Here is a 22898-nt window from a genome sequence, read left to right on the forward strand (position 1 = left end):
ACCCTGACGCCGTGGAGATGCGCAGTGTGAAGAGTGGCCTTACCTACTCATTCGAATTCTTCCCACCCAAAGATGTTGAAGGCGAAGAGCGCCTCTGGGCTGCGATGTCGCAGCTTGAATCCATCGCCCCTGATTTCATCTCTGTGACCTATGGCGCAGGTGGCTCAACCCGCGACCGCACCATTCGCATCACCTCAGAAATTACCGCTCGTACACATATCCCGACTGTTGCCCACCTAACTTGTGTGGGTTCTACTCGCGATGAGTTGGTAGATATCTTGAGTAAATATCGCGACGCTGGAATCAAAAGTATTTTGGCACTTCGCGGAGATCCAACTGGTGGACCTCGTGCACCTTGGAGTGCAACTGAAGGCGGACTCAATCACGCAGATGAGCTGGTAACTCTCGCTGCTGAATTCGGCGGATTTACTATCGGCGTCGCCGCATTTCCAGATGGGCATCCATCATCTGAAGGAGATATCGATAAAGATGTTCAGGTGTTGCTTGAGAAAGAGAAGCGCGGTGCAACATTTGCAACAACGCAATTCTTCTTCGATACAGCTAAGTGGAAAATTCTCGTTGATAAGTTAGCTGCAAAGGGCTCAACGCTTCCAATCATTCCCGGCATCTTGCCTGTGACCAATGTCAAGCAACTTAATCGCATGGCAGAACTCAGTGGCGTGCCAATTCCTTCAGAAATTTCAAGCGCCTTTGCAAAGGTCGAGAGTAATCCAGATGATGTGCGCAAAGTTGGCGTCGAACTTGCCACCAAACTCTGTCAGGAGTTACTTGAAGCAGGTGCCCCGGGACTTCACTTCTACACAATGAATACCTCATCGGCTACCCGCGAGATTTACTCGCAGATTAAAGATGAGCGATGAAAGAGCAGCAGTTTAAAGAGCGCTGGAGCGAACTCCATGGTGGCGCGGATACTGAAGGCGTTGTAGGTGGATGGCTCTCGTTCTCTTATCAAGCAGCGCGTGTTTGTGTAGCTCTTCGCATCACACCTAATCTCTTAACTTTTCTTGGCCTCGGAACAGCGATTGCAATGGGGCTTTCTGAGTACGCAGCCATTGCACTCCTTTTGCTTGTCATCTCACTCTTCTTCGATGGTATCGATGGCAGCGTTGCGATTCTTCGTGGCACTGAAAGCAAATGGGGCGAGCTCCTTGATTCACTCGCCGATCGCATCTCTGAAGCATTCTGGCTTTATATGGGTTGGCGCTTAGGTATTCCTGCTTGGGTCGTCATCACCATGTGGACGATTGCATCAACGCAGGAATATGCCCGAGCACGCCTTGCATCACTTGGTCATCGTGAAATCGGTGTTGTGACTCCAACTGAGCGACCAGTGCGCGCAATCTTTATGGCCTTTGCTTTGATCTTCTACATCTTTGATATTCCAGGAACGGTGCAACTTTCATACGCGTTCTTGGCTCTTCTTACCTTTAGCTTCTTAAAGGTTATGAAGGTTGCTTCTCTAAAATTGCGTTAGCAACCATCTCTGCGCTGAGGCCCACAAGAGGTAGCCCGCCTCCAGGATGAGCGGATCCACCTACTAAGTACAGACCCTTAATTGGTGAGCGGTTCTTCGCGCGAGCAAATGCAGAGCGCGCACCGTTACTTGAAGTTCCATAGATCGAACCACCTGGTGCATTAACACTTGTCTGTAAATCTAGGGGAGTGCGAATCTCAAGTACTTCTAGGCGATTTCGAATAGCGATTCCCTGTGACTCAATCTGATCGATAATCGTATTTGCATACTGGCGCTTGAAGTTTTCATCGCTCCAATCAAAACCATCACCAGTGGTGCTGTGGCGCGGAGCATTTACTAAGACAAACCATGCCTCATGACCTTTATCTTTAACCATCAGTGGATCGCGAGGTGCGCAGATATAGATAGTTGGTTTCTCAACCGGGGTCTTACTGGTGAAGATTGCTTCAAATTCAAGGTCGTAATTTTCAGGGAACAAGATGGTGTGATGTTCAAGTGGCTGCGCATCCGATGGTTTAAGACCAAGTAGGAGCGAGAAACCAGCAAGTGAAGGTTCTTGTTTTGCCAGTTGCTTACGAATTTTTACAACCTTATTGGTTGGTGCCAATAACTTCTCGTAGACAAATTGCGCATCTGCGTTGGCAACTACGCGATCAAAGTTCTGCTTATTGCCATGTACTACAACACCTGAAACACGGCCTGATGTGAGGGTAATTTCTTCAACGCGGGCGTTGAGCTGAATATCTACGCCCAGCTTTTCGCATCTCTCAGTGATCTTTTCAGAGAGTGTGCCAATACCGCCCTTGATATGCCAAGCACCGAACGCTTCTTCGACGAAAGCAATAGTTGATAGAACTGCAGGAGCTACGCGAGGGTCAGAGCCGCTATAGGTTGCATAGCGATCCATAATCTTTGCCAGGTTTGGATTAGAAATAGCTAGACCGCGCAGTGATTTCCACGGTGAAATAGTCTTTAGGTCTCGAATCAATCGCGGGCGCTTGAGTAGAGAAACTGGCGACTTCAGCTCTGACTCAATAAATGGTTCGCGCGAGACATCCCACATCGCTTCCGCCTGCAACATCACTCGGTCCCATTCAGCTGCTGCATCTGCGCCAAGAGATTCTTCAATTGAGGCCAGCGTCTTCTTGCGAGATAAGTTGGCAAACTTCACTGACTTGCCATCGTGGAACCGGTAATCAAAAGATGGATTTACTTCTTCAATTTCAAGAACGCGACCCATGACCTCGCCTGTGCGCTGGAAGAAATCGCGATAAACAGCCGGCAGAGTCAGAAGTGAAGGACCAGTATCGAATGCGTAGCGGCCAATCCATTCAGTGCGGCACTTACCGCCGGTGCGATCGGATGCTTCAAAGATTGTGACCTTATGTCCGGCTTTTGCTAAACGAGCTGCTGTGCAGAGTCCGCCGATACCTGCGCCAATAACCGCAATGTTTTCAACGTTCTTTACTTTTCCCACATGGCCGGTCATACGGTGCGACCTTTCCACTGGATAGTTCCGCGTTTAGCCCATGAGTAGATGATGAGATAAATCAACAGAGCGCTTGAAAGCGGATGCAAGAATGCGTAAATCGGATTACCGCGCGAACGGATTGCGCTGATTTCGCGAGAGAAAACTATGTAGGCGTAGATAAACCATCCGGTGAGATAGCCGTTGAAGATAAGAATGACAGGCAGGATTCCTGTAATAAAGATAAAGGCCACCGCAACGACAGCACCGATACGGCCACCAAAAGCTTTCCAGAGTGATTTTCCGTAGCCCTGTCGGATCTCATCAAATGATCCATACATGCGAGTGCTTGCTATTGCTGAGCCTTCAGTGACTACGCCCTTAAAACCAGCTGCAATCAGAGAACGTGCAAGTTCGATGTCATCAAGGATTTGATTGCTGACTGATGTGAAACCACTGATCTTTTCTAGTGCAGTTGAGCGCACGACAAAGAATTGACCATTGGCTACGGCGGTTGAACGACGTGGATATTTCTCAGCGAGGCGAAGAATGACGGTAGCCATCCAAGACCAATGCAGAAGAGGCTGAATTAACTTTTCAGAGAAAGTCTGCGCAATCTGACGTGGGTATGGTGAGATGAAATCCAGTCTCAGCCTCTCCATCTGTGTAATTGCGCGCATGATTGCATTGGGTTCTAGGCGCACATCCGCGTCAAGTGTGATGATGTAATCCGAAGTTGTCGCTTCATAACCTGATTGCAGCGCAGATACTTTTCCAAGCCATCCCGGGCGAAGCTCGGGGGAGTCAATCACAGTAAATCGTGAATCGCTGCCGATAACAGTTACGAGTAGTTCGGCTGTCTTATCTGTAGATCCATCGTTGATGATGATGAACTTGAGCTTCTTGACGCCCATCTGCGAAACCAGCGCCGAAATGAATTCAGGGACATTCTCTGCCTCGTTACGCATCGGAACCAAGACGGTTACAGCTTTCTTGACCTCTTCGTCCCTTTTAGGAATGCGAATTGTGAAAAAGTTAATGAGCGAGATTGCAAAGATGAGAATTGAAAAAGATAAAAGAAATTGAGCCATTACTAATTAATCTTTGTTGCCGAGCCAGCTTGAGAAGAAGTACGGAGTAAGTAGTCCACCCATAATCACTGTGCCGAAGAATGCGAGTCCGGGGCGATCGAAGAAGAAGAGGTTGCCGACGAATCCGCCAAAGAGAGTCCAGAGAAGAAGTGCATCAACTGCCGCAAGGGAAGCTGCTTCCTTGCGTCGCTCTTTCGGTAGAACAAGATTGAGAATTCCGACAATGACTAAACCTGCAAGTAACCAACCAAAGGCATTCGATAGTGGAATATCTGGAGTAAATGGAACGTGCGCGCCAGTTACTTCCCATGTCCAACGACCAGCGCCGACCATCAGTGGATCGAGGAAGAGATCCCATGCTGCAAGAACTGCGCCTCCGTAGAGAAATACCCAATTACCTGCGATACGTCGTGCAGCTAAGAGCGCAGGATGAACCATCATCACCCAAGCAAAAGGAACAACAAGTGGAACTCCGAAGAGTTGTGCGCCAAGGGATGAGTCATATTCATAGACTCCAAATGGCCATCCTGTATGAACTCCGAGAACTTCGATTCCTAATCCAAAGAGCGCGGTAATGGGCAGATAGCGAGTCGAATACTTCGCTCCATAAGAGAGGTGTCCATGCACAACCATGGCGAGTGCACCCATATAGATAGTTGCGATAGTGACCAAGCGCAAGGCTTCGCCCTCGATGAGCGGATATGAAATCTGAAGAAGGATTGTTAAGCCAACAAAGAGAAAGAGAAAGTTTCTTGCCTGAGGAGAAATACCGCCACGACGCCTACGGCGCGGGTTGTAATGGCGGATTGACATGGTCTAAGTCTGCCTTACTTCGCTCTCGTTGCAGAAATCTCACCGCGGAGCTCGAGTACCTCAAAGCGTGCGAAGAGTTCTTCGCTATACCAACCGATTTCTTCAGTCTGCTTGATGGCGACTTGATGCGCCTGCCCCTTATAGGCAAAATCCCGAAGAGCAGCTGCTGATTTCCAGAGCGAGAAAGTGCCTTGCAGTCCGATAGGTGCCTCACCGATTCCGATTGCTGTAATCAAACCAGGAGAGTTGTGAAGATCTGTGACCACCGGTGGAACTGCACCCCAGAAACGAAAGTTTTGATGCCACTTAATTCGCGCACGTGTAATCGCAGCAATCTGCGCATCAGGAGTTGAAAGCGCAGAAGTAAAGTCAAAAGGATTGGTCTTTGCCCACAAACCATGTGAAGACAAAGGCGAAAGAACTGCGCGAAATTCTGATGTAGATCTCTTGCGCCAGTTGGTCACGATGGAAGATGAATCAAAATCAGCCAAACGATTCTGATCGACGACCACAACCATGCCCCATCGAGTCAGGTCAGCATCGCTTGGGGTAAATGTTTTGCCCGTACCCGTTCCCAGAAGCTTCGAAAATGAAATTCCGGTGAACTTGCGACTGCGCATCCGGTCAATTGCCATGCTGAGAAAGGCGAAGGGGATACTCTTGCGTGCAATAGTAAAGAAGTAAGCGACGGTGACTTTCTCGGCGCTTTCCATAGTAAAAGGATACCCATGCTGCGCAAGAAGTTATTCGCTGAGTTTCTAGGAACAGCTGTTCTTGTGGCCACCGTTGTTGGCTCAGGCATCATGGCAACTAACCTCAGCCCAGACCTTGGCATCGACCTTCTTATCAATACCGTTGCAACAGTCTTCGTTCTCTACATTCTCATTACTCTCTTAGCCCCAATCAGCAGCGCCCACTTCAACCCATTGGTCAGTGCAATCGCGTTCTTCCGTAAAGAGCTAACAGCAGCTCATGCAATTGCATTCTTTGTTGTGCAGATCCTTGGTGGATCACTTGGCGCAATCATCGCCAACCTCATGTTTGAACACCCTGCTATTGATCCTTCGCAGAATGTAAGAGAAGGAGTCAACCTTCTTCTCGGAGAAGTGGTTGCATCTGCGGGCCTTATCTTCATCATCTTTGTAGCAGTGAAGCAGGGAATAGATAAGAAGATCCCACGCCTCGTTGCTGCGTGGATCGGCGCTGCCTACTTCTTTACTTCATCCACTTCCTTTGCCAATCCAGCTGTCACGATTGCACGAAGCCTGACTGATTCTTTCTCAGGCATCAATTTCTCATCAGTTCCTGCATTTATCGGCGCGCAAATCGTAGGCGCAGCCCTTGGTTATGCAGGATTCAAATACCTCACCACTAAAGCAAAGTCAGGAAAGTAAATGAGCCAACCAACCGTTCTCTTCGTCTGTGTTCACAATGCCGGTCGCTCACAGATGGCAGCAGGCTTTATGCGCGAACTCGGACAGGGTCGCGTTGAAGTTCTCTCTGCAGGCTCTGCTCCTAAGGATTCAATAAACCCCATTGCAGTTGAAGCAATGGCTGAAGTTGGAATCGATATCGCCAACAACACTCCAAAAGTATTAACAACCGAAGCAGTTCAAGAATCAGATGCTGTCATCACTATGGGCTGTGGCGATGTCTGCCCGTTCTACCCAGGTAAGCGTTATGAAGATTGGGTTCTAGATGATCCTGCAGGACAGGGGATTGAACCTGTTCGCGTAATTCGTGATGAGATTAAGTCGCGCGTAGAAAAGTTACTCGCTGAACTTCTTGCCTAATCTCCAACAACCATAGGCGTTGCACCTGTGCAGGCAATGAGTTCTGAGTAGCTTGTTGGGTAAACCGCGTGCGGATGTCCTGATGCAGCCCACACAACGTCGTAATCATTGAGCGCTTCGTCGATCAACGTGATTTCTGGTGTTGAGATCCAGCCGATAGGGGATACGCCACCAACGGAGTAGCCGGAAACTTCTTTGACGTAGTTGGCATCGGCGCGACCGAGTTCTGGAATGTTGAGGTTCTTTGAAACAAGGTCTGTATCAACTCTGTGGCGACCACTTGTGATAATCAGTAACGGATTTCCTGATGGAAGTCTGAAGATGAGTGATGATGCAATCTGACCGACTTCAATACCAAGGCCGTTAGCTGCATCGATTGCAGTGCGCGCAGTTTCTGCAAGGATATTGATTTCACCTTTGACACCAAGTGAATCTGCGGCCTCTTTGAAACGTTTAACTGCAGCCTTTTCGAGAATTCCATCCATATGAGAACTTTATGAGATACCGTCACGCTATGTCACAGACTTTGACCCCGTTCCAGCATGGAATCAGAGCCCGTAATGCGCTTTGGGCAATCTTCTTCTTTATGGGAGTTGTCTCGATGGGGTGGGTGCCACGTATCCCTGAGATCAAAGAGGCGATTGGCCTGACCAACTCTCAGCTGGGAATGGTCTTTATCGGAAGCACGATTGGTGCAGTTCTTGGTGCGCAGTTTGCAGGACGTGCGATTCATACCTTTGGAACAAAGAAAGTTGTTTCTGGTGCAGTACTTGTAATGCCTGTGGGACTGATCGGGATGGGAAGTGCAACTACTTTCACTCAGCTCTTCTTGGCTTTATTCGTTATGGGATTCGGCTATGCCAACCTCGATATCACAGGCAATACCGTGGCAGTCGAAGTTGAAAACTTGGTTGATCGCAAGTGGATGGTTTCATTCCACGGATGCTGGAGCGTTGGTGCATTTGCAACAACAGTGCTGGGCGGATCAATTGCTCATGCTGTAGATCCACGTGAGAACTTGATTGGCGTTGGAATAGTTTCGATTCTCTTCTTTATTCCACTCTCTCGCTACATGTTGCCGCCAGATCTTGATAACCATAAAGGTGACGATAAAGATTCATCAGCAAAGATTCCGCTCTTTGCAAAAGAAACAGCTCCACTGTGGTGGATGGGCTTTGGAATGCTCGGTGGTTTGATTGCAGAAGGATCAGCCAGCGATTGGGGCGCACTTCTTCTTAAAGACAGCATGGGTATTGGCAAGGGACTTAACGCGGCAGCATTTGCCTCGTTCTCACTTGCGATGATCATCGCTCGCTTCTCAGGAGACTGGGCGCTGACAAAGTTTGGACCGGCAGCTGTTGTCCGTATCGGAGGTTTTGGTGGAGCAATCATCTGGGGAAGTGCGATTGCAATTGCAGTTCCGCTTTCAGATTCACATCCACTCCCAGCATTTATTATTATCAATATTGGCTTTGCAGCTGCCGGTTTAGGTATCGGACCAATGTTTCCTGCATTTATCTTGGCAGCTAGTCGCATTCCTGGAATCGCACCTGGTGTAGCAATTGCGCGTGTAGGAGTGACTGGTATTGCTGGTTACTTTATTGGACCAACAATTACAGGATTCCTTGCAGATATCTTCTCGTTGCCGGTGGCGATGTTCTATCCGGTTGCGCTCTTAGGTATGGCTGGTTTCTTCTCGCGCGTAATTAAGGTTTAAAGCCAGGTCTTTGCAAGAGTAAAGAACGAAACTGCGAAGAGTAAATAAGCAAAGGCTTTACGTAGCGCAACAGGGGATGACTTTCCTGAATAGTGCGAAGCAATCTGCGCAATCACAATTGCGGCACCTGCCATAAAGATTGGGATATGCCATTGCACATCAGCCCACAGTGCGTGGTGGCCGATAAATGAAATTAAAGAGTTAAGGGCAATGATCAGTAGCGATGTTCCTGCCGCAATTGCTTGAGGAGTTCCGAAGAAGAGAACAAGAACGGGAATAGCTAAGAAACCACCGCCAATTCCGAAGAGCCCTGTCATTGATCCGATCAGAAGTGACATCAGAATGAGAATGTGAAGAGGCATGCGCTTATGTTCTTCAAGTCTTGGTGGGCGCAGCATGGAAAAGCCGGCTAAAAGGAGAACGGCTGCAAAACCTGTGGTGATCACGCTATCGGGAATGTGTTCGGCGATGAGAGCGAAACCGATATTGGTGATGAGGCCAATGCCTGAAATAACAAAGGCATCGCGATAGAGAATCTGCTTCATGCGAGCTTTCGGAACAAGCCCTGATAGCGCTGCAAGAAAGACAACAGCCAAAGCTGCGGTAGTTGCAAGCTTGGGTTCGAAGTCAAAGAGATACATCAAGATTGGTACCGAGAGCATGGCACCGCCTGCTCCGATAAATCCAAGGACGGCACCGATAAATGAACCAGCAAGCAGAGCGCCGAGGATTTCCATATAGCTATCTTGTCAGGAGAATGGAAAAAGCCCCCCGATTTCTCGAGGGGCTTTTCGTGAACTTTAGATTAGAAATCGAAGAAGTTCAGGCTTCCAACGCTTGGACCGAACTCTGTGAGTGATCCGAATGCGATGAGTGCAAAGAGGATAAGAGCTGCGCCAGCAAGTGCGATGTTCTTGTTAAATGCGATCATCTCGTTCTGCTTAGCTGTTGCATCAGTTTCTTTCCAGAAGTTGTGGAAGATGACTGCTGCGAGGATAAGAGTGATAGCCAAGAGAAGTGCACCAAGGTCAACCCAGAGACCGATAGCGATATAGACGCCACCGAGTAGGAAGAAGAGGCCTGAGATAAGAACACCAAACTTTGCAGCTGGGAGCTTCTTGTACTTTGCGTAACCTGTCATCGCTTCAAGCTTTGCGAAGTGAGTGATACCTGATGTGATGAAGATGAAGGCGAAAAGGATTCGGCCTACGAGTAGAACTGCGTTCAATTGATTCTCCTAAGGATTAGCGGGTACTTACAGGCTAAGGGTAGTTGAAATTTCAACTATCTTCCTCCACGCCACGCCGTTTTACCTCCTGGCAGGGGGGTCGATCCACGCTCAAATCCGCCCCTATATGGGGCCACTTGCCCTTGTCAGTCCTCTGGTCTACTTTTCGAACATCTGTTCGAATTATCAACAGGCACCAAGGGGAAGTAGTAAAGATGTCAGCACAATCTGTACCAGCTCAAGTAATACCAGCACACGAAGTCGTATCTGATGGCGGCCTTACGCCAATTGAGTTCACCTTTAAAGGACGACGCTTTCGCATCCATGCAGTCTTATCGCGATGGTGCGAGGCCGGGGGATGGTGGAACCGCATTAGCGATGGCAAGTTCCGCCCCGACGATCAAGCGCGTGCTTTATGGACTGTCGAAGCAGCGCCTATCGGTGCGCTCACCACATTCCAACTCGAACGCGATGAGACAACGGGTCAATGGATTATTAGGGCCATCTAAGAATGAGCTTTATCCATCTGCGCACCGCAAGTGCGTACTCACTTAAATACGGAACAACGCAGCCACGCGATTTAGTTGCGCGCGCATCGGAACTCGAAATGCCGGCGCTCGCACTTACTGATCGCGACGGCATGGCCGGTGCAATTCGTTTTACCAAGGCATGTGTATCTCATGGCATCGCACCCATTATCGGAATCAATCTTCCAATTCGTATCGGCGATCTATCAGGAACACTTCCGCGCGTTACGGTGCTTGCACATGGTGATGGCGGGTGGCGCAGTTTGGTCCGTCTTTACACAGGGCTGCAGATGAATTCACTCGATCGCACTGCAGTCTTAACGCCTGAACTTCTTGAAAAATTTAGCGAGTACACATCAAATCTGCATTTATTGCATGGCCCTGAATCACCAGTGTCACAGGCGTTGGCCACACACCGATTCGATGCAGCACTTGATATCTTCAATCAGACCCGTGATCTATTTGCTGACCATGCCATCGAATGCGTATCGCACTTAGTTGCCGGCAGCGGTCCGCGTTCTACGGCGCATGCTGCCCGTTCTCTCATCTTTGCTCGCGATAACGATATCGATGCAGTTATCACCAATGCAGTGCGTATGCGCGATCGCGCCGATGGACCAGTAGCCGATGTCCTCGATTGTGCGCGCCAATTAGTTCCGTTGCATCCACGTAACGTCGAACGCCGTAACTCTGAAGCTTTCTTAAAGAGTAGCGATGAAATGATTGCGTTGGCTGCCGAAATTTCGCGAGCAGCCGGTGAACGCACACCGCGTGCGCTGCTGAAGACAACTAGGCAGTGGGCAGAACGCGCAGTGCTTTCACCTCATCGCGATATTGGTTTAGGCGGCATTCATTTGCCCGAACCCCATGTTGTCGGCGCAGATTCTCCAGCTGCAATGCGCGCGCTACTGCGCACTCGTTCTGAAGCTGGAATCAACTGGCGCTATAACGATGGCGCCACTATTGCAAAGGCGCGTGCGCGACTCGATGACGAACTCGCCATAGTTGCAACGCTGGGCTATGAGTCCTACTTCTTAACGGTTGCCGACATTACCGATATGGCGCGCGCTGCCGATATCCGGGTTGCAGCGCGTGGCAGTGGTGCAGGCTCACTTATCTGTCACCTGCTCGGAATATCCGGCGTCGATCCGATGGAACATGGTTTATTGATGGAGCGCTTCTGTTCACCGCTTCGTCGCGCACTTCCTGATATTGATATCGATGTTGAATCCGCACGCCGCCTCGAAATCTACGAGATGGTCTTTAAACGATATGGTGCACAAGATTGGAGCAAGCCTGGGCTGGTTTCACGATGTGCCACCGTTGCAATGGTCGACACATACCGGGCGCGTAATGCAATTCGCGATGCAGGGGCGGCGCTCGGCATGCCAGCAATGGAGATCGATCTCCTGGCAAAATCAATGCCACATATTCGCGCCGGCAATATCGATGCAGCGCTGAACTCACTGCCTGAACTTAAGAACCTCAATACATCGGCGCCTCTTACTCGCGCCACCATCGCACTTGCTGCACGCCTCGATGGCCTGCCTCGCCACTTAGCGATGCACCCATGCGCGATGGTCTTATCCGATGCAGCTTTTCTCGACCGCGCACCAGTGCAGATCAATGCTGGTGGTTTTCCTATGGTCGAATTCGATAAAGATGATGTTGAAGATATTGGTTTACTCAAACTCGACATCTTGGGAGTGCGTATGCAATCTGCCATCGCACATGCAGTACATGAAATCAAACGGGTTGAAGAGAAAGAGATTGATATCGATGCAGTGGCTCTCGATGACCTCGACACATATCAACTCATTCAATCAACGCGCACGCTGGGTATCTTCCAAGTGGAAAGCCCCGGACAACGCGAACTCGTTGGAAAACTTGAACCGCGCACCTTCAATGATTTGATTATCGATATCTCACTCTTTAGACCAGGGCCGGTAAAGAGCGACATGATTCGCCCATTCCTAGAAGCTCGCCACGGTTTTAGCCCTGCGCAGATCATTCATCCTGATTTGTTGCCCATCCTGTCCGAAACCGAAGGCGTTGTTGTCTTTCACGAACAAGTGATCTCGATTATCTCTGTCATGACAGGCATTTCATTAGCTGCTGCCGATGAAAAGCGCAGAGCGCTGGGGGATAGGGCTGGCCAACAAGAGGTCTGCGATTGGTTCTTTCCTGCCGCAACCGAACGTGGCTATGAACTGAAAGTCATCACTGAGATCTGGGATGTACTGCGCGCCTTTGCATCCTTTGGTTTCTGTAAAGCACATGCTGCTGCCTTTGCCCTGCCCACATATCAATCGGCATGGCTGAAGACTCATCACCCGGCAGCTTTTATCGCAGGTGTACTGACACACGATCCCGGCATGTATCCCAAGCGGTTACTGCTCGATGAAGCGCGCCAGATGGGTGTGGGTATCGCACCTCTTGATATCAATAAATCTTCTATCGATTATCACGTCGAACGCACACTCGATGGCGATGCAATCCGTATTGCGTTCTCAACTGTTGCAGGAATATCGGATAAAGAAATTACCTCCATCATTGCGGGCCAGCCCTATATCGATCTCGCCGATTTCTATCGCAGATCAGGTGCATCAGTGCCGGTAATCGAAAACCTCATCATGACCGGTGCATTTGATTCAGTGCACACCAACCAACGCGATCTCTTGTTGCACTTTAGCGACCTACAGAAATCACCGGTTGCGCACTTGCCGGGTTCACAACTCACCTTTGGTTTTGCTGCCCCTGCTCTTGAAAGTAGCGGGCTACAACCGCTGAACACAGCAGAAAAAGTGCGCAGCGAAGTCGAACGCTTAGGCATGGATGTCACTCAACATATGCTCAGCTTCTACGCACCGTTTCTCAATGCCATCGGCGCTGTGAAATCTTCTGACTTACTTTCGCACCGTTCCAAATCATCAGTGCTGGTCGCCGGAGTCAAGGTCGCGCTGCAAACTCCGCCGGTGCGTTCAGGTCGCCGCGTTATCTTCTTAACTCTCGATGATGGTTATGGCTGCAGCGATTCAACATTCTTTCCTGATGCACAAGTCGATCATGCATCAACGCTCTATTCGACATCACTTCTTCTGGTGCGCGGTGAGACCCGTCGTACTGGTGCCCGTGGAATCTCTATCCGCGCAACAGCAGTGTGGGACTTGCGCCTGGCTTACGAAAAATGGCGTAGCCAAACAGATAGTGTGGCGATATGACCAGCGAGGAAGTACAGGAGTCAACAATCCTGCATGTCGATATGGATGCCTTCTATGCATCTGTCGCCGAACTCGATAATCCACAATACAAAGGTAAGGCGCTCGTTGTAGGCGCTGGTGTTCGCGGCGTTGTCTTGTCGGCAAATTACGAAGCTCGCAAATTTGGAATCCGCGCAGCAATGCCAGTGGGACGCGCAAAGCGAATGGCGCCGCATGCAATCTTTATCGCACCTGAACACCATAGATACTCTGAAATATCAGAACGCGTGATGGCGATCTTTAATTCCTATACACCGCTGGTTGAACCCATCTCACTCGACGAAGCATTTCTTGATGTCACGGGGTCGCAGAAGTTATTCGGTACAGGCCGTGAAATCGCCGCAAAGATTCGCACGCAAGTTGAGAAAGAGGAAGGCATTACCTGCTCCGTTGGAATCGCACCCTCTAAATTCATCGCAAAGCTGGCATCGCAACATTGCAAACCCAATGGCATGCTCGAAATTAAATCTGACCGTATTCTCGAATTCCTACATCCACTTCCTGTGCGCGCAATATGGGGAGTAGGGCCAAAGACTGCCGAGTCTCTTGATCGTTTAGGGCTGCATACCGTTGCTGATATCGCCAACACTCCGCGCTCTACACTGATTCGCGCACTAGGGGATGCAACAGGTGAATCTCTCTATGAACTTGCATGGGGGCGCGATTACCGCGATGTCGTTGTCAATGAACCTGAAAAAAGTATTGGTAACGAAGAAACCTTTTCTCGCGATATCGATAGCCCAGAAGAAATCTTGCGCGAATTCCTTCGTATGACCGAGAAAGCCACTGCACGACTTCGCGATGCCAATCTCTTTGCAAAGACAATCACCATCAAGATTAAATTTGCCGACTTCTCATCCATCACGCGATCAAAGACGTTGCCACTTGCCATCGATAGCACTCACGAAACTTATGAAGTAGTGAAGAAGTTGTATTTGGCTCTTCGCAACGATGGTGCCCGCATCCGTTTAGTCGGAGTATCACTCGGCAATCTTCAGGAAGATGTCCCGGTCCAGCTCGAACTCGGCGCCCGTGAACGAGGATGGCGAGAAGCAGATAGCGCTATAGATAAGGCCACAGCCCGTTTTGGAAGGGCCAGCGTGCGCCCAGGACGCTTGATTAAGCCTGAAAAGTCTCAAGATGAGGCGTAAGTAGCGCGTATTTACGAACTGTTCTATTCTGCACATATGGCTCTCTCCGATCGCGAACGTCGCCTCTTGGCCGAGATGGAAGCTGCTCTGGCCACTGATGACCCACGCCTTGAATCCCGCCTAGGAGCCACAACCCTTGCACCGGCACGTCCACGCTTATTGCTGGGCGCTGCTGCAACCCTTGCTGGAATTGCCATCCTCTTCGGTGGCTTGATCTCAAAGACCACACCTATTGGCGTTGCCGGATTCCTTGTAGCTCTCTTTGGCGTACTGACCTTGGTCCGCTCACTGGGATCGATTACTAAGGGTTCACCTCGCACAAAGGCGCCTCGCACATCCTTAAGCGCTCGCCTGGAAGAGCGTTGGAATCGACGTGACTTTCAGCAGTAAGTAGACCAATACCCACAAGCCCTGGCCTTCGGTCGGGGCTTTTTTTGCGCCCAAAAACAGGTGGGGAGAGGTGGGGCGAGATAGGGAAAATATTGGTGAATAGTGGTGTAAAAAGGGGGAAAGTGGTGTAAAGTGGGGAATTGAGCGAGGAATACACGCTCAAACCAACTTGGGGAAGGTGGTGAAGACAATGTTTCTAGGCACACACGAACCACGCCTTGATGAAAAAGGCCGTCTCATCCTTCCTGCCAAATTCCGTGAAGATCTCTCATCAGGTCTAGTTATCACCAAGGGACAAGAGCGATGCCTCTATGTCTTCCCAGCTGCTGAATTCGCAACGATCACTGAAACGTTGCGCCAAGCCCCAGTGACTGCAAAGAGCGCTCGCGATTACCAGCGCGTGATGTTTGCAGGCGCCCACGATGAAATTCCTGACCGCCAAGGTCGCGTCACCATCCCACAAGGTCTTCGCACATATGCAGGCCTTGAAAAAGAGTGCGTTGTTATCGGCGCAAATACTCGCGTTGAAATTTGGGATAGCGCTGCATGGAACGAATACCTCGCTGATCGCGAAAAGAGTTTTGCTGATGTCTCCGAAGAAGTTTTTCCGGGACTTTTTTAGAACATCAGCAAAAAACATTTAAAACAACTAAATAGCACAACTGAATAGCACGACCGAAGAACACAACTACATAGAGCGCTCATTTGTGGCCACCGCCGACCTTTCCATTCATGTTAGGCCGGCAGCGACGTCCCTTCCCCGGCGTCGCTATCGAAAAAGATCCGTCGGCCGGCGGTGACCAGAGATGAGCGCTCGAAGTTATTGCACAGCAATAAAAAGTTAATGAAACGAAGTAAGAGAACGGGGGAGAAGATGCAACATATATCTGTAATGCGCGATCGCTGCGTCGATCTGCTTGCTCCCGCAATTCTTGCTTCTTCAAATCCTGTTGTTGTTGATGGAACTCTCGGTCTCGGTGGACATACAGAAGCTCTCTTGCAGCGTTTTGAAAACCTTACTGTTATTGGAATTGATCGCGATGAAATCGCACTAGAGCGCGCAACAAAGCGCCTTGCACCGTATGCAGATCGCCTCAAGACAGCGCATTGCGTCTTTGATCAGATTTCAACTGTTGTAGAAGGCTTTGGATATAGTCACATTAATGGCGCCCTCTTTGACCTTGGTGTCTCATCAATCCAACTCGATGAAACAGATCGTGGATTCTCTTATTCACAAGATGCGCCACTTGATATGCGTATGGATCGCAGCCGCGGAATTACAGCATCAGAGATTCTCAATACTTACGAACCAGGCAAGCTAGTTCAAATTCTTCGCACTTACGGTGAAGAGAAGTTTGCAACTCGTATTGTTGAAAATATCGTCAAAGCACGCGCAAAGGCGCCACTGAATTCAACAACTGAATTGGCAACTCTTGTAAAAGAGAGCATCCCTGCAGCTACACGTCGCACAGGTGGCAACCCTGCAAAGCGCACTTTCCAAGCACTTCGCATTGAGGCTAATGACGAACTTGGCGCAATCACTCGCGCACTTCCTGATGCACTTGAACTTCTCATGGTGGGTGGTCGTCTCGTGGTGATGTCTTTCCAGTCACTTGAAGATCGCATCGTTAAAGAGGTCTTTGCAGAGGCGTCAACGTCGAAATCTCCACGCAATCTTCCTATCGAACTTCCTGAATATGCAGCGAAGTTCTCACTTGTCTTCCGCTCAAGTGAGACTCCAACTGCAGAAGAGCTCGAATCCAATCCACGTTCGGCATCAGTTCGCCTTCGTGCAATCGAGAGGGTGGCTGCCTAATGTCTCTGGCTACCGCTCGTAAAGTTTCAACTGCTCGTCCTGTTACAAAGAAATCTGCGCCTAAGGCAAAGAAGCAGGTATCAGAGCGCACCGCCGAGATTATTTCGGGTCTCTTCCCTGAAATTTCATCTGGTGCCCGCGCAACACATAAATACTTTGCGACATTCTTAACTGTTGTCAGTGCAGCAGGCTTCCTCGTACTTCTTGGAGTTAACACACTCCTAGCTCAAGATGCATTCACACTCTCTAATCTCAAGACAGAAGCGAAGGCTGTAGCTGATCAACGCGATGCAGTAAATCGCCAGATTGATTCTTATGCTGCTCCTGAGAAGTTAGCTGCTGCTGCTGCAGCTCTTGGAATGCGCCCATCTGAGACCCCGGTCTTCCTTGATCTCACAACGCCAGAAGGCGGTGTAGCAAATGGGTAACCTGCTCTTATCTAAAGCCCGCATCAATATTTTAATTATCGGAATTTTCGTCCTCTTTACAATCCTGGCAGCACAGCTCTTTAGAGTGCAGGTTGTTCAGGCAAGTAATTACCAGGAAAAGGCTGCCAATGAGATGCAGTCAACACGCACAATTCCAGCTCAACGCGGTGAAATCACAGATATTAACGGCGTCGCCTTTGCTCGCAGCGTTTCAGCAATCACCATCGTCGTCGATCAGACACAAATCACTGATCCTGCGCGAGTTGCAAACTTTGTTGCTCCCATCTTGGGTCTGTCCGCTGCTGATGTTCAAGAGAACATCACAGGCACCCGAAAGTACTCAATTGTTCTTAAGAATGGTCGCCCAGCTCTCTGGGATAAGTTGACCGAAGCAATTTATGAATACAACAAAGCTCTTGATGATAAGTACTTTGATAAGCGCATCATCGGCTTCTTCCCAGAGCGTTCATATATCCGCGAATATCCATCAGGGCAGCTGATTTCATCACTCGTTGGTTTCGTTCGCGCTGATGGAATTGGTGCAACCGGAATCGAATCAAGTTTGAACTCAATCATCACCGGCACAGATGGCAAGTATTCATATGCACGTGGCTATGGAGCTGAAATCCCTGGTTCACAGCGCGAAATCGTTGCAGCAAAGGCCGGCACAAATATTCGTCTCACCATCAATCGCGATGTGCAGTGGGTTGCATCTAAGGCAATCGCCGATGCAGTCAAGAGCGCGAACGCAGTCAGCGGCACCGTCATTGTGATGGATCCAAAAACAGGCGCCATCGTCGCTCACGCTACGGCTCCAACATTTAATCCAAATAACACAAAGAATGTGCCTCTTGCATTGATGCGTAACCCATCTGTCCAAGATGTCTACGAACCAGGATCAACTGGAAAAGTTATGACAATGGCGGCAGCTCTTGAAGAGAAGACAATTACTCCAACAACAGTATTTACAGTGCCTTACATGCTCAAGCGCGGTGGTTCTCCGTTCCACGATCACGAACCACATCCAACTCAACAGCTGACATCTTCAGGAATCCTCGCTGTTTCCAGTAACACTGGAACAATTAAAGTTGGCGAAACCATGAGCAATGACACGCTCCACAGCTACCTCACTAGATTCGGTATTGGCATCAAGACAGGTTCCGGACTTCCAGGTGAATCTGCAGGATTGCTTCGCCCGGTTTCAAACTGGTCTGGAACTACTGCTCCAACAGTTGCATTCGGTCAGGGATACTCAGTAACAGCAATGCAGGCCACTAGCGTCTTTGCAACGATTGCTAATAACGGCGTGCGCGTCTCACCAACAGTTATTGCAGGAACAAGTGATCCATCAGGGCACTTCACTCCAACAGCAAATCGCTCTAGCGTTCGTGTCGTCAGCGAAGATACCGCAATCAAACTTCGTCTCATGATGGAGAGCGTTGTTTCATCTCAGGGAACCGCGCCCAGTGCAGCGATACCTGGATATCGCGTTGCTGGCAAGACAGGTACCGCAATGAGATACGACCAGAAGACAGGTCGCTACAGCGGTTACACCGCATCATTTATTGGTTTCGCTCCTGCAGATGCTCCTCGCTATGTCATCAGCGTTACTCTGCAAGATCCACGTAACGGCCACTACGGCGGTTCACTTGGTGGGCCTGTCTTTAAGAAGGTAATGACTTTCGTTCTTCAATCAGAGCACGTTGCACCAACTGGCACCAAGGTGCTTCCTGTTGCTCTTACAAAGTCTGAACTCACTCGAGCTCGCGCAACACAGGTAAGCGCAAAGAAGCAATGATTCGCACCCTCGCACCGTTTACTGCGACCCTCGAAGATACGGCGCAGTTGATAGGTGCATCTCTACACGGTGACAACGTCACCTTTACTGGCGTCACTCATGTGGATTCAGAAGTTGAAGCAGGCGATCTCTTTCTTGCAATTCCTGGGGCACGTGTACATGGTGCGACCTTCGTTCAAGCAGCGGTAAAGCGTGGTGCCGTTGCCGTTCTAACAGATGAAGCCGGCCTTGTTCACTGTTCTGGGATTCCGGCCCTCGTCGTTAAGGATGTCCGTACTGCAGGAGCACTTGCCGCTTCCTCTTTATATAAATATCCAACGCGTGATCTTGTCAGTATTGGAATTACCGGAACTAACGGAAAGACCACAGTTTCAACTCTGCTCTACCAAATCTTCGAAGCAGTTGGCCGCGAGACCGGTCTTATTGGCACTGTTGAAACGCGCATCGGCGCAGAAGTTGTAAAGAGCTCACGCACAACTCCTGAGGCAACTGAGCTTCAAGCACTTGCCGCTGTCATGCGCGAACGTCATATGCGCCATCTAGTTATGGAAGTTTCCAGCCATGCACTCTCTTTAAAGCGCACGAAAGGTAGCCACTTCTCCATAGCTGCCTTCACCAACCTCTCGCAAGATCACTTAGATTTTCACCACGATATGGATTCGTATTTTGCAGCCAAGGCGCAACTCTTTACCTCTGAATATGCCGAACAAGGATTTATCAATATAGATTCACCATACGGTCAGCGCATTGTTACCGAGGCAGCGATTCCCGTTACAACGGTCTCGCGAGCAAATAAAGAAGCTACCTGGCACTTCACAGAGACTCACAACGTTTCTCGCGGAATCGAATTCAGTATTCGTGGCGCAGGCGGAATCTTGATTGAATCACGTACTCGACTCTTTGGTGGATACAACCTCGACAACTTATTACTTGCGATTGCTATCGCCGTTGAATGCGGAATTGATCCCATAGAACTTGCGGCGATTATTCCAACGCTATCTGGTGCACCAGGTCGTCTTGAATCGGTTTCACTTGGTCAGCGTTATGCAGCGCTGGTTGATTACGCGCATTCACCCGATGCGGTAAGCAACGTCCTTGCGGCAGCTCGCGAATTTACAACAGGCAAAATCATTGCTGTTCTTGGTTGCGGGGGAGACCGCGACTCTTCCAAGCGTCCGCTCATGGGTTCAGCGTTGGTACAGGGCGCTGATATTGCAATCTTTACCAGCGACAATCCACGATCAGAATCTCCAAGCGAGATACTTTCTCAGATGACAGCCTCGCTTACCTACAACGCACCTTCTCAAATCATTGAAGATCGCAGCGATGCAATTTGTGCAGCTGTCGCTCTCGCATCAGATGGAGATACAGTCTTAGTTCTCGGCAAAGGACATGAAACCGGACAAGAAGTAGCAGGCGTAGTGACACCCTTCGATGATCGCATTGCGCTGGCGCAAGCGATAGAGGCCAAGCCATGATTGCAATGAAAGCATCTGAAATCGCATCAGTTATTCAAGGAACACTGCACGGTGATGACGTCACGGTGACAGAAGCAGCTGTTATTAACTCTGCCGAAGCAACTCCCGGCTCACTCTTCTTAGCAATCAAAGGCGAAAAGGTAGATGGGCACGACTATGTAGCTGATGCTCGATCTCATGGCGCAGTGCTGACCATTTCAACGAAGTCAGTCGAAGGTTCACACATCGTTGTATCCGATGTAGTAGTAGCTTTGGGCAAACTTGCACAGCATGTTCGTAGCAACTTGCTTAATCTCACCGTCATCGGAATTACCGGCTCACAGGGAAAGACGACGACAAAAGAATTATTGGCGACTGTTCTTTCATCAGCGGCGCCAACAGTTGCACCCCACGGAAATTTCAATAATGAAATTGGCGCTCCGCTTTCCCTGCTTCATTGCACCGAGGCGACTAAATACTGCATCATTGAAATGGGCGCACGCCACAAAGGCGATATCGCGCACCTCTGTTCAATCGCACAACCCAACATCGGACTTGTCCTTAAGGTAGGAACAGCCCACGTTGGTGAATTCGGTTCTGTTAAAGCAATCGCTGAAACTAAATCAGAACTCGTTGCTTCCCTTCATGAAGAAGGGATTGGAATTCTAGGAACATACGACGAATTCACCCCGAAGATGGCAGCGCTTCACAAGGGCAAGAACATCACCTTTGGTGAAGGCCCTGATTGCGATATCCGTGCCACCGATATTGAAGTTCGCGAAGGTCGCGCACATTTCGATCTCGTTACTCCTGAAGGGCGCAGTGCAGTCGGATTGCGCATTGTTGGGCTGCATCAAGTAGCTAACGCTCTCGCGGTGGCATCTGTTGCAACTGTCCTCGGATTCTCTCTCGATCAAATCGCCGGCGGACTTTCGACCGCGGAATCAGCCGCCAAGTGGCGCATGGAAATTCACGAACTTCCTTCACTCGTTCTGATCAACGATGCCTACAACGCTAGCCCCGAAGCGATGGCAGCGGCCTTGCAGACTCTGGTCCTCTTTGCGCAAGAGCGCGGGGGAGAGTCATGGGCATTCGTAGGAAAAATGAATGAACTCGGCGAGTCATCTGATGCCGATCACGCAGGTATTGGCACCCTTGCCTCAGAACTTGGAATCGATCATCTGGTCTGCGTTGGAGCTCCAATCTACGGAGCAAAGATTGCAGCAGATAGCGCCACCTCTGTTCATCTCTGCGCCGATAAAGCTGAAGCACTCACCGTTGCAGCCAATATCAATCCTGGAGATGTTGCGTTGGTAAAGGCGTCACGATCGGAGAAGCTTGAAGAGTTAGCAGAATCAATTTCTGCACAGTGGTTGGAAAAAATGAAAGAGAGTGAAGAGAACGCATGAAGCTGATTTTGATTGCTGGAGCTCTCGCTCTCATCCTTTCACTCTTTGGAACCCCCGCGCTCATTAAAGCGTTAGCTCGTCGCGGTTACGGGCAGATCATTCGTGATGACGGTCCATCTACACATCACACCAAGCGCGGTACCCCAACAATGGGTGGGCTCATCATTATTTTTGCTTCTCTCGTTGCTTATCTTGTGGCGCACGCTGTCACACAGAGTTCTATTTCGACTTCAGCAATTCTGATTCTCGGACTTGTCATCAGCCTTGGTTTTGTTGGCTTCCTCGATGATTACATGAAGATTTCTCGTCAGAACTCTCGCGGCATCAGCGGCAAGCAGAAGATCCTCGGACAAGTTCTCTTTGCATCGATCTTTGGTTACCTCGGAACTCGTTTTCCAGATAAAGATGGACTTACTCCAATCTCGCTCAATCTCTCAACTGTGCGCGATACGAGTATCACCCTTGGCGTAGTACTTGTTGTTATTTGGATTGCGCTCATGGTTACTGCAACAAGTAACGGAGTAAACCTCACCGACGGACTCGATGGATTAGCAACGGGTGCATCTGTCATGACCTTCTTGGCATTTGTTCTGATTGGCGTCTGGGAATTCGGTCAGAGCTGCGCAGTTACTGCTTCTGCAAACTGTTACAACGTGCGCGACCCACTTGACCTCGCAGTACTTGCTGCAGCATTTGCAGGTGCATGTACAGGTTTCCTTTGGTGGAACGCATCTCCTGCAAAAATCTTTATGGGAGATACCGGCTCACTTGCTCTTGGTGGAGCTCTCGCTGGCTTAGCTGCCTCCCTTCGCGTTCAACTCTTGCTCATTCCACTGGGCGGACTCTTCGTCATCATTACTCTTTCAGTTGCGCTTCAGGTGCTTTATTTCCGCATCACTGGTGGTAAGCGACTCTTCAAAATGGCGCCACTACAACATCACTTCGAACTTATGGGTTGGGGCGAAGTCACCATCGTGCTTCGTTTCTGGATCATCGCTGGCCTCAGCGTCGCTCTTGGTCTCGGACTTTTCTATACACAATGGGTAGCAAGCTAAAA

23 protein-coding genes are annotated in these 22898 nt (G+C 49.7%); 16 read left to right on the top strand and 7 right to left on the bottom strand.

The window, feature by feature from the left end:
- The first annotated feature begins 17 nt into the window (after positions 1-17).
- Together metF and A1sIA56_RS02610 are read left to right on the top strand one after the other, a co-directional pair.
- Positions 18-881, top strand: a complete 864-nt coding sequence (metF, locus tag A1sIA56_RS02605) for a methylenetetrahydrofolate reductase [NAD(P)H] (protein ID WP_223298482.1) — start codon at positions 18-20, stop codon at positions 879-881.
- The gene (locus A1sIA56_RS02610; RefSeq protein ID WP_095673403.1) at positions 878-1495 is read left to right on the top strand and encodes a CDP-alcohol phosphatidyltransferase family protein; all 618 of its coding nucleotides are present in this window, start codon (positions 878-880) and stop codon (positions 1493-1495) included. Before metF ends, A1sIA56_RS02610 begins: the two co-directional genes overlap by 4 nt.
- Here A1sIA56_RS02610 and A1sIA56_RS02615 read toward each other — a convergent pair.
- The 4 genes from A1sIA56_RS02615 to A1sIA56_RS02630 are packed head-to-tail and all read right to left on the bottom strand — an operon-like array spanning position 1464 to position 5502.
- On the bottom strand, positions 1464-2984 hold the full coding sequence (locus A1sIA56_RS02615; RefSeq protein WP_095673404.1) for a phytoene desaturase family protein: 1521 nt from the start codon (positions 2982-2984) through the stop codon (positions 1464-1466). The genes A1sIA56_RS02610 and A1sIA56_RS02615 overlap by 32 nt on opposite strands.
- Entirely contained in the window at positions 2981-4054 is a 1074-nt protein-coding gene (locus A1sIA56_RS02620; RefSeq protein WP_095673405.1) for a glycosyltransferase family 2 protein, read from the bottom strand. Before A1sIA56_RS02620 ends, A1sIA56_RS02615 begins: the two co-directional genes overlap by 4 nt.
- A 6-nt stretch (positions 4055-4060) precedes the next feature.
- Complete coding sequence (locus A1sIA56_RS02625; RefSeq protein ID WP_095673406.1) at positions 4061-4867, bottom strand: carotenoid biosynthesis protein; 807 nt, start codon at positions 4865-4867, stop codon at positions 4061-4063.
- 14 nt (positions 4868-4881) lie between these two features.
- Positions 4882-5502: a hypothetical protein gene (locus A1sIA56_RS02630; protein WP_223298472.1), complete on the bottom strand. Its 621-nt coding sequence runs from the start codon at positions 5500-5502 to the stop codon at positions 4882-4884.
- Between the two features lie 93 nt (positions 5503-5595).
- Between A1sIA56_RS02630 and A1sIA56_RS02635 the strand changes: the two genes are divergently transcribed.
- Positions 5596-6261, top strand: coding sequence for an aquaporin (locus A1sIA56_RS02635; RefSeq protein WP_095673408.1), 666 nt, complete (start codon positions 5596-5598; stop codon positions 6259-6261).
- Positions 6262-6660, top strand: a complete 399-nt coding sequence (locus A1sIA56_RS02640) for an arsenate reductase ArsC (protein WP_095673409.1) — start codon at positions 6262-6264, stop codon at positions 6658-6660.
- Here the strand turns inward: A1sIA56_RS02640 and A1sIA56_RS02645 are convergent.
- Positions 6657-7145 carry a YbaK/EbsC family protein gene (locus A1sIA56_RS02645; protein WP_095673410.1) on the bottom strand — a complete coding sequence of 163 codons (489 nt, stop codon included), beginning with the start codon at positions 7143-7145 and terminating at the stop codon, positions 6657-6659. The two genes, A1sIA56_RS02640 and A1sIA56_RS02645, sit on opposite strands and share 4 nt — an antisense overlap.
- 29 nt (positions 7146-7174) lie before the next feature.
- On the opposite strand from A1sIA56_RS02645, the gene A1sIA56_RS02650 reads away from it, so the two are divergent.
- Positions 7175-8377 (top strand): MFS transporter, encoded by a 1203-nt coding sequence (locus A1sIA56_RS02650; protein ID WP_095673411.1) that lies wholly within the window; start codon positions 7175-7177, stop codon positions 8375-8377.
- Here A1sIA56_RS02650 and A1sIA56_RS02655 read toward each other — a convergent pair.
- The gene (locus A1sIA56_RS02655) at positions 8374-9114 is read right to left on the bottom strand and encodes a sulfite exporter TauE/SafE family protein (protein ID WP_095673412.1); all 741 of its coding nucleotides are present in this window, start codon (positions 9112-9114) and stop codon (positions 8374-8376) included. The two genes, A1sIA56_RS02650 and A1sIA56_RS02655, sit on opposite strands and share 4 nt — an antisense overlap.
- A 68-nt stretch (positions 9115-9182) precedes the next feature.
- The gene (locus A1sIA56_RS02660) at positions 9183-9605 is read right to left on the bottom strand and encodes a DoxX family protein (protein WP_095673413.1); all 423 of its coding nucleotides are present in this window, start codon (positions 9603-9605) and stop codon (positions 9183-9185) included.
- Positions 9606-9820: 215 nt separating this feature from the next.
- Here A1sIA56_RS02660 and A1sIA56_RS02665 point away from each other — a divergent pair, with 215 nt between their 5' ends.
- The 11 genes from A1sIA56_RS02665 to mraY all read left to right on the top strand — a co-directional run bounded on the left by A1sIA56_RS02665 (position 9821) and on the right by mraY (position 22896).
- Positions 9821-10114 (top strand): DUF6504 family protein, encoded by a 294-nt coding sequence (locus A1sIA56_RS02665; protein WP_095673414.1) that lies wholly within the window; start codon positions 9821-9823, stop codon positions 10112-10114.
- Between the two features lie 2 nt (positions 10115-10116).
- Positions 10117-13353 (top strand): DNA polymerase III subunit alpha, encoded by a 3237-nt coding sequence (locus tag A1sIA56_RS02670; protein WP_095673415.1) that lies wholly within the window; start codon positions 10117-10119, stop codon positions 13351-13353.
- A complete protein-coding gene (gene dinB, locus A1sIA56_RS02675) occupies positions 13350-14543 on the top strand; it encodes a DNA polymerase IV (protein WP_095673416.1) in 1194 nt (397 codons plus the stop codon). Before A1sIA56_RS02670 ends, dinB begins: the two co-directional genes overlap by 4 nt.
- 36 nt (positions 14544-14579) lie before the next feature.
- Positions 14580-14933, top strand: coding sequence for a DUF3040 domain-containing protein (locus A1sIA56_RS02680; RefSeq protein WP_095673417.1), 354 nt, complete (start codon positions 14580-14582; stop codon positions 14931-14933).
- Between the two features lie 190 nt (positions 14934-15123).
- Positions 15124-15555 (top strand): division/cell wall cluster transcriptional repressor MraZ, encoded by a 432-nt coding sequence (gene mraZ, locus A1sIA56_RS02685; protein WP_095531561.1) that lies wholly within the window; start codon positions 15124-15126, stop codon positions 15553-15555.
- Positions 15556-15777: 222 nt separating this feature from the next.
- Positions 15778-16749: a 16S rRNA (cytosine(1402)-N(4))-methyltransferase RsmH gene (rsmH, locus tag A1sIA56_RS02690; protein ID WP_223298473.1), complete on the top strand. Its 972-nt coding sequence runs from the start codon at positions 15778-15780 to the stop codon at positions 16747-16749.
- Positions 16749-17177, top strand: coding sequence for a cell division protein FtsL (gene ftsL / locus A1sIA56_RS02695; protein ID WP_190277020.1), 429 nt, complete (start codon positions 16749-16751; stop codon positions 17175-17177). Before rsmH ends, ftsL begins: the two co-directional genes overlap by 1 nt.
- Positions 17170-18975 (top strand): peptidoglycan D,D-transpeptidase FtsI family protein, encoded by a 1806-nt coding sequence (locus tag A1sIA56_RS02700; RefSeq protein WP_095673419.1) that lies wholly within the window; start codon positions 17170-17172, stop codon positions 18973-18975. The genes ftsL and A1sIA56_RS02700 overlap by 8 nt, the downstream gene beginning before the upstream one ends.
- The gene (locus A1sIA56_RS02705; protein ID WP_095673420.1) at positions 18972-20453 is read left to right on the top strand and encodes a UDP-N-acetylmuramoyl-L-alanyl-D-glutamate--2,6-diaminopimelate ligase; all 1482 of its coding nucleotides are present in this window, start codon (positions 18972-18974) and stop codon (positions 20451-20453) included. Before A1sIA56_RS02700 ends, A1sIA56_RS02705 begins: the two co-directional genes overlap by 4 nt.
- Positions 20450-21841, top strand: coding sequence for a UDP-N-acetylmuramoyl-tripeptide--D-alanyl-D-alanine ligase (locus tag A1sIA56_RS02710; protein WP_095673421.1), 1392 nt, complete (start codon positions 20450-20452; stop codon positions 21839-21841). Before A1sIA56_RS02705 ends, A1sIA56_RS02710 begins: the two co-directional genes overlap by 4 nt.
- On the top strand, positions 21838-22896 hold the full coding sequence (gene mraY / locus A1sIA56_RS02715) for a phospho-N-acetylmuramoyl-pentapeptide-transferase (RefSeq protein ID WP_095673422.1): 1059 nt from the start codon (positions 21838-21840) through the stop codon (positions 22894-22896). The genes A1sIA56_RS02710 and mraY overlap by 4 nt, the downstream gene beginning before the upstream one ends.
- The last annotated feature ends 2 nt before the right edge of the window (positions 22897-22898 follow it).

The organism is Candidatus Planktophila sulfonica, from assembly GCF_002288065.1.
Classification (GTDB): Bacteria; Actinomycetota; Actinomycetes; order Nanopelagicales; family Nanopelagicaceae; genus Planktophila; species Planktophila sulfonica.

What these genes read in the sequence shown, in the direction of transcription:
- metF (WP_223298482.1), top strand. Translation starts at nt 18, where the DNA reads ATGCGCAGTGTGAAGAGTGGCCTTACCTACTCATTCGAATTCTTCCCA.
- A1sIA56_RS02610 (WP_095673403.1), top strand. Translation starts at nt 878, where the DNA reads ATGAAAGAGCAGCAGTTTAAAGAGCGCTGGAGCGAACTCCATGGTGGC.
- A1sIA56_RS02615 (WP_095673404.1), bottom strand. Translation starts at nt 2,984, where the DNA reads ATGACCGGCCATGTGGGAAAAGTAAAGAACGTTGAAAACATTGCGGTT.
- A1sIA56_RS02620 (WP_095673405.1), bottom strand. Translation starts at nt 4,054, where the DNA reads ATGGCTCAATTTCTTTTATCTTTTTCAATTCTCATCTTTGCAATCTCG.
- A1sIA56_RS02625 (WP_095673406.1), bottom strand. Translation starts at nt 4,867, where the DNA reads ATGTCAATCCGCCATTACAACCCGCGCCGTAGGCGTCGTGGCGGTATT.
- A1sIA56_RS02630 (WP_223298472.1), bottom strand. Translation starts at nt 5,502, where the DNA reads ATGGCAATTGACCGGATGCGCAGTCGCAAGTTCACCGGAATTTCATTT.
- A1sIA56_RS02635 (WP_095673408.1), top strand. Translation starts at nt 5,596, where the DNA reads ATGCTGCGCAAGAAGTTATTCGCTGAGTTTCTAGGAACAGCTGTTCTT.
- A1sIA56_RS02640 (WP_095673409.1), top strand. Translation starts at nt 6,262, where the DNA reads ATGAGCCAACCAACCGTTCTCTTCGTCTGTGTTCACAATGCCGGTCGC.
- A1sIA56_RS02645 (WP_095673410.1), bottom strand. Translation starts at nt 7,145, where the DNA reads ATGGATGGAATTCTCGAAAAGGCTGCAGTTAAACGTTTCAAAGAGGCC.
- A1sIA56_RS02650 (WP_095673411.1), top strand. Translation starts at nt 7,175, where the DNA reads ATGTCACAGACTTTGACCCCGTTCCAGCATGGAATCAGAGCCCGTAAT.
- A1sIA56_RS02655 (WP_095673412.1), bottom strand. Translation starts at nt 9,114, where the DNA reads ATGGAAATCCTCGGCGCTCTGCTTGCTGGTTCATTTATCGGTGCCGTC.
- A1sIA56_RS02665 (WP_095673414.1), top strand. Translation starts at nt 9,821, where the DNA reads ATGTCAGCACAATCTGTACCAGCTCAAGTAATACCAGCACACGAAGTC.
- A1sIA56_RS02670 (WP_095673415.1), top strand. Translation starts at nt 10,117, where the DNA reads ATGAGCTTTATCCATCTGCGCACCGCAAGTGCGTACTCACTTAAATAC.
- dinB (WP_095673416.1), top strand. Translation starts at nt 13,350, where the DNA reads ATGACCAGCGAGGAAGTACAGGAGTCAACAATCCTGCATGTCGATATG.
- A1sIA56_RS02680 (WP_095673417.1), top strand. Translation starts at nt 14,580, where the DNA reads ATGGCTCTCTCCGATCGCGAACGTCGCCTCTTGGCCGAGATGGAAGCT.
- mraZ (WP_095531561.1), top strand. Translation starts at nt 15,124, where the DNA reads ATGTTTCTAGGCACACACGAACCACGCCTTGATGAAAAAGGCCGTCTC.
- rsmH (WP_223298473.1), top strand. Translation starts at nt 15,778, where the DNA reads ATGAAACGAAGTAAGAGAACGGGGGAGAAGATGCAACATATATCTGTA.
- ftsL (WP_190277020.1), top strand. Translation starts at nt 16,749, where the DNA reads ATGTCTCTGGCTACCGCTCGTAAAGTTTCAACTGCTCGTCCTGTTACA.
- A1sIA56_RS02700 (WP_095673419.1), top strand. Translation starts at nt 17,170, where the DNA reads ATGGGTAACCTGCTCTTATCTAAAGCCCGCATCAATATTTTAATTATC.
- A1sIA56_RS02705 (WP_095673420.1), top strand. Translation starts at nt 18,972, where the DNA reads ATGATTCGCACCCTCGCACCGTTTACTGCGACCCTCGAAGATACGGCG.
- A1sIA56_RS02710 (WP_095673421.1), top strand. Translation starts at nt 20,450, where the DNA reads ATGATTGCAATGAAAGCATCTGAAATCGCATCAGTTATTCAAGGAACA.
- mraY (WP_095673422.1), top strand. Translation starts at nt 21,838, where the DNA reads ATGAAGCTGATTTTGATTGCTGGAGCTCTCGCTCTCATCCTTTCACTC.